This is a genomic window from Leucobacter iarius, assembly GCF_039530105.1.
Classification (GTDB): domain Bacteria; phylum Actinomycetota; class Actinomycetes; order Actinomycetales; family Microbacteriaceae; genus Leucobacter; species Leucobacter iarius.
This window is the reverse complement of sequence record NZ_BAAAOB010000002.1, coordinates 267336-278833: the sequence shown is the minus strand read 5'-3', so window position 1 is coordinate 278833 and position 11498 is coordinate 267336. Positions and strand designations below refer to the sequence as shown.

Annotated in this window: 13 protein-coding genes and 1 pseudogene; 7 read left to right on the top strand and 7 right to left on the bottom strand. The window is 72.1% G+C overall.

Translation table 11 applies throughout. The annotated features are described in order from the left end of the window. Positions 1-49 precede the first annotated feature (49 nt). The gene (locus tag ABD169_RS10615) at positions 50-1225 is read right to left on the bottom strand and encodes an HRDC domain-containing protein (protein WP_344032382.1); all 1176 of its coding nucleotides are present in this window, start codon (positions 1223-1225) and stop codon (positions 50-52) included. A 39-nt stretch (positions 1226-1264) separates the two neighbouring features. Next, positions 1265-1882, bottom strand: a complete 618-nt coding sequence (locus tag ABD169_RS10610; protein ID WP_344032095.1) for a DUF3000 domain-containing protein — start codon at positions 1880-1882, stop codon at positions 1265-1267. A gap of 75 nt (positions 1883-1957) precedes the next feature. Here ABD169_RS10610 and ABD169_RS10605 point away from each other — a divergent pair, with 75 nt between their 5' ends. From ABD169_RS10605 to ABD169_RS10595, 3 genes are read left to right on the top strand one after another with little or no spacing between them, the layout of a single operon-like run. Continuing rightward, positions 1958-3199 carry an alpha/beta hydrolase family protein gene (locus ABD169_RS10605; RefSeq protein WP_344032093.1) on the top strand — a complete coding sequence of 414 codons (1242 nt, stop codon included), beginning with the start codon at positions 1958-1960 and terminating at the stop codon, positions 3197-3199. Positions 3200-3209: 10 nt separating this feature from the next. Continuing rightward, on the top strand, positions 3210-4277 hold the full coding sequence (gene zapE, locus ABD169_RS10600; RefSeq protein WP_046455096.1) for a cell division protein ZapE: 1068 nt from the start codon (positions 3210-3212) through the stop codon (positions 4275-4277). Then, positions 4274-4843, top strand: coding sequence for a type II toxin-antitoxin system PemK/MazF family toxin (locus ABD169_RS10595; RefSeq protein ID WP_344032090.1), 570 nt, complete (start codon positions 4274-4276; stop codon positions 4841-4843). The genes zapE and ABD169_RS10595 overlap by 4 nt, the downstream gene beginning before the upstream one ends. A 37-nt stretch (positions 4844-4880) precedes the next feature. Here ABD169_RS10595 and ABD169_RS10590 read toward each other — a convergent pair whose 3' ends face one another. Beyond that, the gene (locus tag ABD169_RS10590; RefSeq protein WP_344032088.1) at positions 4881-5237 is read right to left on the bottom strand and encodes a VOC family protein; all 357 of its coding nucleotides are present in this window, start codon (positions 5235-5237) and stop codon (positions 4881-4883) included. Between the two features lie 196 nt (positions 5238-5433). Between ABD169_RS10590 and ABD169_RS10585 the strand changes: the two genes are divergently transcribed. Next, a complete protein-coding gene (locus ABD169_RS10585; RefSeq protein ID WP_344032087.1) occupies positions 5434-6153 on the top strand; it encodes a PASTA domain-containing protein in 720 nt (239 codons plus the stop codon). A 61-nt stretch (positions 6154-6214) separates the two neighbouring features. Here ABD169_RS10585 and ABD169_RS10580 read toward each other — a convergent pair whose 3' ends face one another. Beyond that, a complete protein-coding gene (locus ABD169_RS10580) occupies positions 6215-7006 on the bottom strand; it encodes a class I SAM-dependent methyltransferase (RefSeq protein WP_344032085.1) in 792 nt (263 codons plus the stop codon). Between the two features lie 385 nt (positions 7007-7391). Between ABD169_RS10580 and ABD169_RS10575 the strand changes: the two genes are divergently transcribed. Together ABD169_RS10575 and ABD169_RS10570 are read left to right on the top strand one after the other, a co-directional pair. Continuing rightward, a complete protein-coding gene (locus ABD169_RS10575; RefSeq protein WP_344032083.1) occupies positions 7392-7934 on the top strand; it encodes a GNAT family N-acetyltransferase in 543 nt (180 codons plus the stop codon). Then, positions 7931-8419, top strand: a pseudogene (locus ABD169_RS10570) (DUF1990 domain-containing protein). Before ABD169_RS10575 ends, ABD169_RS10570 begins: the two are co-directional and overlap by 4 nt. Here ABD169_RS10570 and ABD169_RS10565 read toward each other — a convergent pair. The 3 genes from ABD169_RS10565 to ABD169_RS10555 form a co-directional block, all read right to left on the bottom strand. Beyond that, positions 8416-9312 carry a phosphodiesterase gene (locus ABD169_RS10565; RefSeq protein ID WP_344032082.1) on the bottom strand — a complete coding sequence of 299 codons (897 nt, stop codon included), beginning with the start codon at positions 9310-9312 and terminating at the stop codon, positions 8416-8418. The pseudogene ABD169_RS10570 and the gene ABD169_RS10565 sit on opposite strands and share 4 nt — an antisense overlap. Before the next feature lie 70 nt (positions 9313-9382). Next, positions 9383-9931, bottom strand: a complete 549-nt coding sequence (msrA, locus tag ABD169_RS10560; protein WP_046455066.1) for a peptide-methionine (S)-S-oxide reductase MsrA — start codon at positions 9929-9931, stop codon at positions 9383-9385. After that, the gene (locus ABD169_RS10555; protein WP_344032080.1) at positions 9928-11031 is read right to left on the bottom strand and encodes a helix-turn-helix transcriptional regulator; all 1104 of its coding nucleotides are present in this window, start codon (positions 11029-11031) and stop codon (positions 9928-9930) included. The genes msrA and ABD169_RS10555 overlap by 4 nt, the downstream gene beginning before the upstream one ends. A 102-nt stretch (positions 11032-11133) precedes the next feature. On the opposite strand from ABD169_RS10555, the gene ABD169_RS10550 reads away from it, so the two are divergent. Then, on the top strand, positions 11134-11496 hold the full coding sequence (locus tag ABD169_RS10550) for a VOC family protein (RefSeq protein ID WP_344032078.1): 363 nt from the start codon (positions 11134-11136) through the stop codon (positions 11494-11496). Positions 11497-11498: the final 2 nt, after the last annotated feature.

Sequence of the window (11498 nt, the reverse complement as noted above, 5' to 3'; positions counted from 1 at the left end):
GGACGAGTCGCCGTGCGGAACCCGCAGGAAACGCTTCGGGACCGCGGCGTCAGCTTTGTTTGGCCTCTACAAAAGCGACGGCGATGATTGGTGCGGAAATGACAGCCTGCCAGTGGCGGGCGCCGAGTTCCTCGAGCCGGTCGGAGATCTGCTCGGCGCTCGCGGACGAGGTGCCCTTCGCCGGCTTCGGCGGCGCCCAGGAGACGCGGCGGAGCAGCTCGGGGGTCAGCAGGTTCTCGAGCGGGATGCTGCGCTCCTCGGCCTCCGCGGTGAGCGCCTCCCGGGCGATCGACAGGCGCGCGGCAGCGTCGGGGTGGCGCTGGGCCCACCCGCGGTGGTGCGGCATCGCGTCGGGATCGCGCGGGCGCGGCTTCGGCAGCTGGTCGGTGGTCTTGCCGCGCAGGGCCGCCTCCCACCAGCGATCGAGCTCCGTCCGACTCGCGCGACCCGCGAAGGTCTTGAGCCGGGCCAGGTCGCCGCGGGACCGCGGCATCGCTCCGGCCGCGGCGACGATCGAGGAGTCCGGCAGCAGGCGGCCGGGGGCGGTGTCGCGTTCGCGGGCGAGCTCGTCGCGCGCGAGCCAGAGCTCGCGGACGATCGCGAGCTCGCGCGGAGAGCGCAGGCGGTGACCGCCCGAGACCTTGCGCCACGGATCCTCGACCGGCGGCTTCGGTGCGCGCTGGCGGACCGCCTCGAACTCCTCGTCCGCGAACTCCCGCTTGTGCTGCGCATCGAGCTCGTTCGCGATCGACTCGCGCAGATCGGGCAGCAGGGCGACGTCGAGCGCCGCGTACTCGAGCCACGATTCGGGCAGCGGACGGGTCGACCAGTCGGCCGCCGAGTGCGCCTTCTGCAGCGAGATGCCGAGCTGCGATTCGACGAGCGCTCCGAGGCCCACGCGCTCGAAGCCGAGCAGTCGTGCGGCGAGCTCCGTGTCGAAGAGCAGCGGCGGGTGCAGGCCGAGTTCGTCGAGGCAGGGGATGTCCTGGCTCGCGGCGTGCAGGATCCACTCGAGCCCGTCGAGCGCCTGCGCGAGCGGGGCGAACGAGGAGATCCCGGTGGGATCGAAGAGGAAGGTTCCCGAGTCCTCGCGGTACGCCTGCACGAGGTACGCCTCGCTGCCGTAGCGGAAGCCGGAGGCGCGCTCGGCGTCGACGCCGACCGGGCCGTGGCCGGCCGCGAGCGACTCCGCCGCGGCGCGCAGCCCGGCGTCGTCGGTGACCATGGTCCAGGTGGAGTGGAGGTCCGCTTGCTGGAGCACGGGTTACGCCCTCCGGCCTTCGCCGCGGTGCACGCGCTTCGCGCCGAGGGAGGCGACGCCCTCCTGGTGCGGGAGCCCGGCGAGCAGGCAGAGCAGCTCCGACCAGGCCTCCGCGTGGGCGCCGAAGTCGGTGCCGAGCGGGGTCCAGGAGGCGCGGATCTCGATCTGCGCCGCATCGCCCTGCTCCTCGAGCGTGCCGAAGCCGGTCGACAGCGTCTTCGTCGCGGTCCCGGACGCGAAGGTCACCTGCGCGCCGCGGGAATCGAGCGCGTCGACGAGCCACGACCACGCGACGTCGGCGATGAACGGATCCACGCCGATCTCGACCTCGAGGGGGGCCTGCGCGAAGCAGATGATGCGGAACGGGGAGCCCCACTCCGCGGCGGAATCGGGATCGTGCAGCAGGATCAGGCGGCCCGCCCCATAGGGGGAGTCGCCGCTCTCCTCGGCGGGGTGCGCCGAGCCTCGGGTGACGCCTGCGGCGAGCGCCACGGAGCGCGGCGCGATGCGTTCGGGGGCCGGGATCTCGCGCACCTGCAGCTCGCTGCGGAACCGTGCGTGGCGCAGCTGCTCGGCAGCGCGCTCGAACGCATCGGTATTCACTTCGTTCCCGGACTTCACACCTGGAACACTAAGGATTGCTGAGAGTATGGTGCGGATGCCACGCCGCGCTGCAGAAACATCCCGGAGGTGCCCATGAGCAGGCTTCGACCGATCCAGGCGGTCGTCGGTTTCGCCGCGATCGCGACGGCGACGGCGGCCGGATGCGGTCTGCTGGCCGGTGCGGTCGCGCGCCGGGTGGTGACGCCCGAGGCGCGACCGGACTCCTCGACACGGGTGCGTTCGGTCGTGCCCGCCGCGCGGGCGTCGCGCCGCTACGGGGTGGACGGTCCGGTGGTCCGGATCCGGGGCGGGTGGTCGGAGCTGCCGGGGAGCTACTCGCTGATCCTCGACGGCGGCGCCACGCACGCGAAGGTGGGGCCGGTGCTCGAGGCGCGCCGCGGGGGCGCGGTGCGCGAGATCCTCGCGACCGATCGCGGCCGCGTGCGGCGCGGGGCGACGGGGCGGGTGACCGGCTGGTGGTACGCGGATCCCGAGGAGCTCGCCGACGAGATCGGCGGGGGAGCCTCGGTCGAGCGGATCGTGCTGCCGCTGGAGGACGGGCCGGCGACGGCCTGGATCGTGCGCCCGGCCGATCCGGTGCCCGGTCGGTGGGCGGTGCACGTGCACGGCATGGGCGCGCTGCCGGCCGAGACGCTGCGCGGTGTGCCGCCGCTGGCGCGCGCCGGTCTGACGAGCCTCGTCATCTCCTACCGCAACGATCCGGGTGCTCCGCGCGGTGCGCACGGCCGCTACGGCCTGGGTTCCGCCGAGCAGCGCGACGTCGACGCGGCGATCGCCGAGGCGGTGCGCCGGGGCGCGACCCGGGTGACGCTGTTCGGGTGGTCGATGGGCGGTACGGCGAGCACGCTGGCGGCGACCCGGGGCGCGCACCGCGACGCGGTGGACGGGCTCGTGCTCGATTCGCCGGCGCTCGACTGGCACGGGCTGCTGCGGCACCAGGCGCGACGGGTCGGGATCCCGCGCCCGATCGCGGCGCTCGCCGTGCGGCTGCTCGAGGGCGGTCGTGTGCGCGGCGGCGATCCCGCGTCGCCGGGACTCGCCGCGCTCAGCGCGCCCGAGCTGGGGCGCGGGCTCGCGGTGCCGACGCTGATCCATGTCAGCGCGGGCGACACCTACGTGCCGGAGGACGGGGCGCTCGATTTCGCAGCCCGGCACAGCGACCTCGTCGTGCTGCGCCGGCAGCTGGTCGGCGAGCACGTGAAGCTCTGGAACGTGGATCCCGGGGCCTGGGAGGCCGCGACCGAGCGGTTCGTCCGCGCACTGCCGGATCCCGCGCCGCGATCGGATGCGGCCGACGGCGCCCCGCGCGGGTAAGCTGTCGGCGATGTCTCAGGATCCGCAGCACAGCTCCGCCCACCTCGTCGACCGCAGCCCGAGCATCTCGGGCGCCGAGCTGGTCGCGACCCTCGTCCCCCCGCGGCAGTTCGACGGGGCGAGCTTCGACTCGTACCGTCCGGACCCCGAGTACCCGTCGCAGGCGGAGGCCCGCGATACGCTGCGCGCCTTCTCGGAGCCCGAGGCCCCCATGGCCCGCGGCGGCTTCTTCGGCTTCGGCCGCAAGAAGGCGGCGGCCGAGCCCCGACCGAATACGCCGACCAAGCCGGGCGTCTACCTCGACGGCGGTTTCGGCGTCGGCAAGACCCACCTGCTCGCGGCGACGTGGCACGCGACGGCCGGACGCAAGTACTTCGGCACCTTCATCGAGTACACGGCGCTCGTGGGCGCGCTCGGCTACTCGGGCGCGCTCGGCGTGCTGCAGGGCGCCCGGCTCATCTGCATCGACGAGTTCGAGCTCGACGATCCGGGCGACACGATGCTCATGACCCGACTGATCGGCGACCTCGTGAAGACGGGCTCGCGCATCGTCGCGACCTCCAACACTCCGCCGAACGCGCTCGGCGAGGGCCGCTTCGCCGCGGCCGACTTCATGCGCGAGATCCAGGCGATGGCCGACAACTTCGTCACCATCCGGATCGACGGTACCGACTACCGTCAGCGCGACCTCGACGGCGATGCGGTCGCCCTGAGCGACGAGGCGTACCGCTTCGCGCTCGCGGACGCCGCGGCCGCGGGGGAGCGCACGACCGACGACGACTTCTCGACGCTCGTCGCGCACCTCGCGACGGTGCACCCGTCGAGCTACTTCGGCATGCTGACCGGGGTGCAGTGCATCGGCCTGCGCGACGTGCACGAGCTCACCGACCAGTCGGCCGCGCTGCGCTTCGTGGCGTTCATCGACCGGGTCTACGACGCCCAGATCCCGATTCGGGCCACGGGTGCCCCGCTCACCACGATCTTCGGCGGCGGCATGCTCGACGGCGGGTACCGCAAGAAGTACCTCCGCTGCATGTCCCGCTTGAACGCGCTGACGCAGGGCGAGATCGCCTCATGAGCTCCGGCGGCGGAGGCGGCCTGCTGCGCGCGATCCTCGACGCGCTGATCGAGGCGCTCCGCCGCGGCCTCCAGAGCCGCTCGGATCCGGCCGGGAAGCGGACCACCGCGGGCCCGCGCACGGGCTCCTCCGGTGCAGGCACGGAAGCGTCGCCGGGACAGACGGGCGACGGTGCGACCCGCGACCTGGGCGCGGCCGAGATCCGGCGCCTGCGCCCGAGCTACGCGCCCGCGGTGGACGGCACCCCCGATCCCGGCGAGGTCATCTGGACCTGGGTGCCCTACGCCGAGCACGACGGACGCGGCAAGGATCGCCCGGTGCTCATCATCGCGCGCATCGACGCCACCACGGTCGCCGGCTGCTACCTGTCGACCAAGCAGCACCGCGGCTTCATCAGCGTCGGCACGGGCGGCTGGGACGGTCAGGGGCGCGAGAGCTTCCTCTCGCCCGAGCGCGTGCTGCGCATCTCCGACTCCGGCATGCGCCGCGAGGGCCACGTGCTCGATCGCGCGCGGTTCGAGCGCGTCGTCGCCGAGCTGTCGCGGGAGCTCGGCATCGGTCGCTGACCTCGCGGTCGCAGGGGTCTCCGCGGGCGACGGGCGATCAGCTGCTGACGGTGCAGAACGGGTGCCCGACGGGGTCGAGGTAGACCCGGAACGTGTCGTGCGCCTCGAGGAATCGTGCCCCGAGCGCGAGCAGGGGTTCGTGCGCGGCTTCGAGGTCCGGCACGAGCACGTCGAGGTGCAGCTGCTGGTCCCCGTCATCGCCCGGCCAGACCGGCGGGACGTATCCGGGGGAACCTTGGAAGGCGAGCTTCGCCGGGCCCTCGGGCAGTTCGAGATCGACCCAGTCGCCGTCCTCGCCGGGCACGACCGTGCCGCCGAGGATCCCGCGATAGAACTCCGCGAGCGCCGCGGGATCCGGGCAGTCGAGGACGGTGCTGTGCAGGGTGCCGATCATCGGGACTCCTTCGTGCGATGCGCGGTGGGCGGGCCGACGGAGAATCCGCCGGCCCGCCCAGGCTACGCCCCGGGTTCGGACGGCGCGAGCGCGCGCCGACCGGGGCCGGCCCCTGTGTACGCTGTGAGGCGTGCGCGGCCGACATCCGTCGGCGCCCGCCCGCCGAACCCCGCGGGTGCTCGACCCGAGGAGGAACGTGACCGCCGCTCAGCCCGATCCGACGCCGACCCGCCGTGCTCCGATCTCGGGGATCGCCGCGCTCCTGGTGGGCATCGCCGCTTTCGTGTTCTGCTGGGTCCCGTTCCTCGGCCTCGGGCTCGGCGCCGGTTCGATCGTGCTCGGGATCCTGTCGGTCCGCGGCGGTCGAGCGCGGGGCGCCGGCATCGGCGGACTGGCGTTCGGCGCGGTCGCGGCAATCCCCGCGGTCGTGATGACCATCATGTTCATCGCGGCGTTCGTGATCGCCCTGCCCGCCGGCACCGGCACCGGCACCGGCGCGAGCGGGACGGCCGCACCCCCGGGCGCGACCGCGAGCCCGGCTCCGAGCGCGACTTCGACCCCGAGTCCGAGGACCGGCGCGGAGGAGAAGGCGCAGTACGAGGCGCGGGTCAAGGAGCGGCAGGAAGCGGAACGTGCGGCACGCGAGGAGGACGCGCGGAAGAACGGGGTCGAGCTGCCGGACCTCTCAGGGCTCGACGGCAAGACCGCGCAGTGGCGGTTGGAGGACCTCGGTCTGACGGTCCGGTTCGACGGGAAGAGCGGGACGGTGCTGGCCCCGGTCAACTGGACCGTCATCGGCAGTTCTCCCGGTGCGGGGAAGCGGGCGAAGCTCGGGAGCACCGTCGTGCTCCGGATGGAGAAGACCGCGGAGATGGCTCCGGCCTCACCCCGGCCCCAGACCCCGGTTCCGGAATGACCGTTCGCCGCCGTCGACCCGGCCGGGATCCGTCAGGCGAGGCGCTCCTGAAGCCCGCCGACTACGGGGCCCGGTGCGGACGCACCGCGCGCGTGGCGATGTAGGCGGAAAGATATCGAGCTGTGGCGTCGGCGTGATGCGGCGCCTCGCTGAGATGGGTGAGGGTGAACCCGGCGGCCAGCTGCCCGCCGATCTGCTCGGTCAGTGAATGGCTGTACATGATCGGGTCGTCGCCGTATATGCGTTGCCGTTCGGGTTCCGGAAGGTCGAGTGAGGAGAACGGAAGCTGATGCCGAACGATCAGGTCTCCCTGATCGAGTGCCGCCTCGTCGAAGATGAACACGTCTGGGTTCATGAATCCGCTCAGCAGGATCCCGCCATCACGCAGCACGCGAAACGACTCACTCCAGACGGAGGCGATATCGGGGCAGAAGACGTTCGAGACGGGGTGGATGATCACGTCGAAGCTGGCATCCTCGAAAGCGCTGAGATCGCGCATGTCACCGAGGACGGTGCGCAGCTGCAGGCCCTCGCGGCCGGCGACGGCTTCGTCCTGACCCAATTGCCGAGGGGAATTATCGAACACGGTCACTGCTGCACCAGCAGCCGCCAGTACGGGCCCCTGCTGGCCCCCGCCCGCCGCGAGCCCGAGGACACGGACCCCGGTGAGGTCGGAAGGGAGCCATGCGCGCGGAACCGGTTCGTGCCCGACGACGACGATCGACCAATCACCTTCGCGTGCGCGAGCGATCACGTCAGGGCTGACAGGTCGAGACCACTCGTCTTCGCGCTCCACGAGGCGATCCCACGCAGCACGGTTGTAGGTCACCGGGTCGAATTCTGATGCGGCCATGGCCGGATCATATCGTCGAATGTGCGCCGTGCTCGGGTGCGGGTGCGAGTGCGACTTCCGCGCGACACGAACGTGACGCCGACGTCGAAGGCCTGCGCCTCCGTACCGGGGCCTGGGTGGGCCCTCGCGTGCACACTTCGACGGGGTCTCCTCGGGCGTCGACCTGGCGCTCTCGCTGATCGAGGTCGATCACGGCCCGGATCTCGCACGTGAGGGAGCACAGCAGCTGGTCGTCCACATGCGGCGGCCGGGCAGCCAGTCTCAATTCTCGACGCTTCGCGACCACGACACCGGGCTGAGACGGGCGGAGGTCGAGTCCAGCGGAACGCGGAATGGGTGGTGGGCGATCGCAGCGATGCTGAGAATCGCGGGTAAGGTGTGTCCCATGTCGACGCCGCCGGTTGTTTCGCTCCGTTCCCGCACCGATGCCGATTGGGACGCGCTGTACGGGATCGCGTCGGATCTCGACACCTGGGAGGAGCGCAACCCGGGGCGGCCCGCAGCGCCGCGCCGCGAGGCCTGGCAGGCCCGGATCCAGGAGCGCGAGGCGAACCCGGACGGCAGCATGAGCTTCGTGATCGACGTCGACGGCGACGCGGTCGGCACCGTGGGCGTGTTCGACATCGACGAGGTCGCCAGGCACGGCGAGGTCGGGATCGCGCTGGCGCAGCACGCCCGCGGCCGGGGCTTCGGGAGCGAGGCCATGGCGCAGATGCTCGAGTTCGCGTTCCTCCGCGGCAACCTGCGCCGCATCCACCTCGAGGTGATCTCGTCGAACGCCGCGGCGATCCGCGTCTACGAGAAGCTCGGCTTCGTGATCGAGGGGCGCCAGCGCGAGCACGCGTGGGTGCGCGGGCGCTACGAGGACATCGTGCGCATGGGGCTGCTGCGCGCCGAGTGGGCCGAGTCGCGCGAATCGAACGGATGACCGATCTCATGTACCCGGAGGTGGGCGCGACCGGGGGCGAGCTGCCGGCAGGGTACCACCACGTGCGCGCCGAGCGCGTCATCGGGCGCGGCCGCGAGCGCTTCGAAGGCTGCTGCGACGCGCTCCTGTCGGGCGCCGTGCAACGGCGGGCCGGCGCCGACGTCAGCGCGTCCGACTAACCGTTCCGGACGGGGACCGAGGTGCGGATGCGCCTGCGGATCGGTCCGCTGAGCTTCATCGCGCCCTGCCGCGTCGTCTGGGCCGAGCGCAGCGCCGATCGCTGCGGTTTCGCCTACGGAACCCTGCCGGGGCATCCCGAACGCGGCGAGGAGCGGTTCGAGCTCCGCCTGGATCCCTCGGGCGACGTCGTGTTCCGGATCGTCGCGTTCTCCGCATCCGCCCGCTGGTTCACGCGCCTCGGCGGACCGGTCGGCCGTCTCGTGCAGGCGCGCATGACCCGCCGGTATCTCGCCGCGTTCGACTAGCGCTTCCGGCTGAACCGCTCCAGACGCTCCTCCGGGCCGAGCCGGGCCATCTCGGCGTACCACTCCGGCGTGAACGCTTCTGCGGGCTCGGCCGAGGCCACCGGCACCACGGCGTGCGTGATCGTGTCCTCCCACACGTGCACCAGGTGGAAGGACTGGCCCGCATCCATCCCGTTCACCCGCTCGACCGGCAGCGCCAGGTCCATGGTGTAGCAGGTCGCCGACGCGACGCTGACCGGGATCCCCGCGAAGGTCCCGCTCGTGGAGTAGTGCAGGTGTCCGGCGAGGATCGCGCGCACGTCGCTGCCGGCGACGACCTCGGCGAACGCCGGCTGGTCGCGCAGCTCCAGGATGTCGAAGAACGGGATGTGGCTCGGCAGCGGCGGATGGTGCAGCGCGAGGATCGTGCCCAGCGGAGCGGGTTCGGCCAGTTCGGCCCGCAGCCAGGCGAGCTGCTCGGGATCGAGCTCGCCGTGGTGCCAGCCCGGAACGGTGGAGTCCAGCGCGATGACGCGCAGGCCGTCCAGGTCGTGCACCGCGGTGATGGGTGCCTGGCTCCCCGGCTCGTCGAGCAGGTGCTCCCGCATCGCCGGGCGCTCGTCGTGGTTCCCGGCCACCCAGATCAGCGCGGCGCCGATCTCCTCGGCCAGCGGCTCGAGCACGCCCCGCAGTTCGCGGTACGCGGCGGGCTCCCCGAGATCGGTGAGGTCGCCCGTCACCACGATGGCGTCCGGGCGCGGTTCCATCGCACGGACCCGCTCGACGGTGCGTTCGAGGTTGCTGACGGTGTCGTAGCGGCCGCCGAGGGCGGCACCGTCGAGCAGGTGCGTGTCGCTGAGGTGCAGCAGCGTGCGGAGGGCCGGCGCGTGCGCACCGAAGCGGATCTCGGTCATGGCGCCAGCCTAGGGCCGGACTCCGTGCGATCCCGTGCGCCGCGGCGGGAGCGCCGCGGGGCGGTCGCGCCTACGCCTCCGAACGCCGGGGGAGCACCCAGTCGGCGCGGGGGAAGTGGCAGGTGTACCCGTTCGGGTAGCGCTGCAGGTAGTCCTGATGCTCAGGCTCGGCCTCCCAGAACGGCGCGGCGGGCTCGATCGTCGTGACCGCCGGCCCCGGCCACAGGCCGGAGGCGTCGACGTCGGCGATGGTCTCCTTCGCGGTCGTCTCCTGCTCGGGGGTGAGCGGGAAGATCGCCGATCGGTAGCTGGTGCCGATGTCGTTGCCCTGGCGGTTCAGCGTCGAGGGATCGTGGATCTGGAAGAAGAACGCCAAGAGATCGCGGTAGCTCGTCCGCGACGGGTCGAAGACGATCTCGACGGCCTCCGCGTGGCCGGGGTGGTCGCGGTAGGTGGCGTGATCGTTCTGCCCGCCGGTGTAGCCGGCGCGCGTGCTCAGCACGCCGGGCTGCGCGCGGATGAGGTCGTCGAGCCCCCAGAAGCAGCCGCCGGCCAGCACGGCCGTCTCGGTGCCGGGGGTGCGGGTGATGGATCCGGTGTCGGTGATCCCGCTGGTCATGGTGCGTGCTCCTCGGTCGTCGGGTGGTGCGTTCGTGTCGTGCCGACGTCGCCGGAAGGCGGCGTCAGGAGGGACAACGCGTTCGTGCTCTCATTTGGTCCCACCGATCTGGGAAGGGGCTGGGATCGGGCTCGCTCGCCGGAGTGTCGACGCGCGATCCCCTCTGCGAGCGCGGCGACGAGCCGCCGGGCCTCGGGCGGATCCACGACCTCGAGGTGGTCGCTGAACTGCAGGAGCTGCCGCACTGCGTCGAGCTGGTCGTAGCCCACGGTGATGCGCACCGTGTCCGGATCGCTCGTGGGATCCACCGCTTCGAGCCTGCTGCCGAGGATCCGGCGGGCCAGATCCTCAGTTCCCGCGTCCAGGAGCGCCGTCACGCGGAGGCTGCGGCGCTGTTCGAGCCCGGCCACGAGCGACGTCGCGAGCGCTTCGAGCGGGAGCTCGGATCGGAGCCGTCGGGTTTCGGGGAGGACGGTCCAGGTCTCGAGCCGCGCGAGCGCGAACATGCGCGGATCGCCGTCGGCTTCGGCGATCAGGTACCAGCGGCCTCCCCTCGAGAACAGGCCGTGCGGGTCGACGGTGCGCTCGCTCGCGGCGGGCCTGCCGCTCGAACGGTAAGTGATGCGGAGACGGGCGCCGAGGCGGAGATCCCGGACGAGCGCCGCCACGTCGGCGTGCTCCTCGGGGACGAACCAGCCGCCGCTGTCGATGGCGACCACCCGGGCGAGCGGGAGGCGCTGCGGATCCGTACCGGGCCGCTGCCAGCGCTTGCGCGCGGTGAGCTTCTGAGCGGCGCTGCGGGCGGCGGCCTCGAGACCGAGGCGTCGCGCCTGGGCGAGGTCGACGCCGACGAGCTCGAGCGCCTCCGATTCGCTGCTCGTGAAGCGGGACACGTCGACATCCGCGCCGGGCAGGAGCGAGATGCCGCCGTACCGGCCCCGTTCGGCGACGATCGGAACGTCCGCGGCGGCGAGAGCGTCGATGTCGCGCAGCACCGTCCGCCTCGACACCGCGAACTGCTCGGCGAGCTCGCCTGCCGTCATGCGCCGGTTGGCCTGCAGGGCGACCAGGATCGCGAGGAGGCGTTGCGGGCGTTCCATCGCGACCCTTCGTGAACTTTTTCAAAGATGACAAGGAGTGTCGTCTATCGGTGTCAGTGTAGGCCGTGTCCGAGGAATCGACCATCGCCGAAGGAGAGCGCGATGAGCGCCCCCAACCTGTTCCTGATCTACGTGACCGACGTGGAGCGCGCGACCGCGTTCTATCGCGAACTGTTCGCGATGGAACCCGTGGTGCGGACCCCGCGCTATGTGCCCTTCGAAGTGGCGCCCGGCGTGCTGTTCGCGCTGTGGAGCGGCGGCGGGGACGTCGACCACGCGACGCCGCGCACCTCCGAGGTCGGGTTCATGGTGCCGGGCTCGGCGGACGCCGTCGACGCGGTGTACGCGGAGTGGATCGCCAAGGGCGCCCGCGCGGTCGAAGAGCCCCACGATGACGTGTTCGGACGTACCTTCGTGGTCGCGGACCCGGACGGGAACCTCATCCGCGTCGCGCCCGTGGACTGAGC

What these genes read in the sequence shown, in the direction of transcription:
- ABD169_RS10615 (WP_344032382.1), bottom strand. Translation starts at nt 1,225, where the DNA reads ATGGTCACCGACGACGCCGGGCTGCGCGCCGCGGCGGAGTCGCTCGCG.
- ABD169_RS10605 (WP_344032093.1), top strand. Translation starts at nt 1,958, where the DNA reads ATGAGCAGGCTTCGACCGATCCAGGCGGTCGTCGGTTTCGCCGCGATC.
- zapE (WP_046455096.1), top strand. Translation starts at nt 3,210, where the DNA reads ATGTCTCAGGATCCGCAGCACAGCTCCGCCCACCTCGTCGACCGCAGC.
- ABD169_RS10595 (WP_344032090.1), top strand. Translation starts at nt 4,274, where the DNA reads ATGAGCTCCGGCGGCGGAGGCGGCCTGCTGCGCGCGATCCTCGACGCG.
- ABD169_RS10590 (WP_344032088.1), bottom strand. Translation starts at nt 5,237, where the DNA reads ATGATCGGCACCCTGCACAGCACCGTCCTCGACTGCCCGGATCCCGCG.
- ABD169_RS10580 (WP_344032085.1), bottom strand. Translation starts at nt 7,006, where the DNA reads ATGGCCGCATCAGAATTCGACCCGGTGACCTACAACCGTGCTGCGTGG.
- ABD169_RS10575 (WP_344032083.1), top strand. Translation starts at nt 7,392, where the DNA reads ATGTCGACGCCGCCGGTTGTTTCGCTCCGTTCCCGCACCGATGCCGAT.
- ABD169_RS10565 (WP_344032082.1), bottom strand. Translation starts at nt 9,312, where the DNA reads ATGACCGAGATCCGCTTCGGTGCGCACGCGCCGGCCCTCCGCACGCTG.
- msrA (WP_046455066.1), bottom strand. Translation starts at nt 9,931, where the DNA reads ATGACCAGCGGGATCACCGACACCGGATCCATCACCCGCACCCCCGGC.
- ABD169_RS10555 (WP_344032080.1), bottom strand. Translation starts at nt 11,031, where the DNA reads ATGGAACGCCCGCAACGCCTCCTCGCGATCCTGGTCGCCCTGCAGGCC.
- ABD169_RS10550 (WP_344032078.1), top strand. Translation starts at nt 11,134, where the DNA reads ATGAGCGCCCCCAACCTGTTCCTGATCTACGTGACCGACGTGGAGCGC.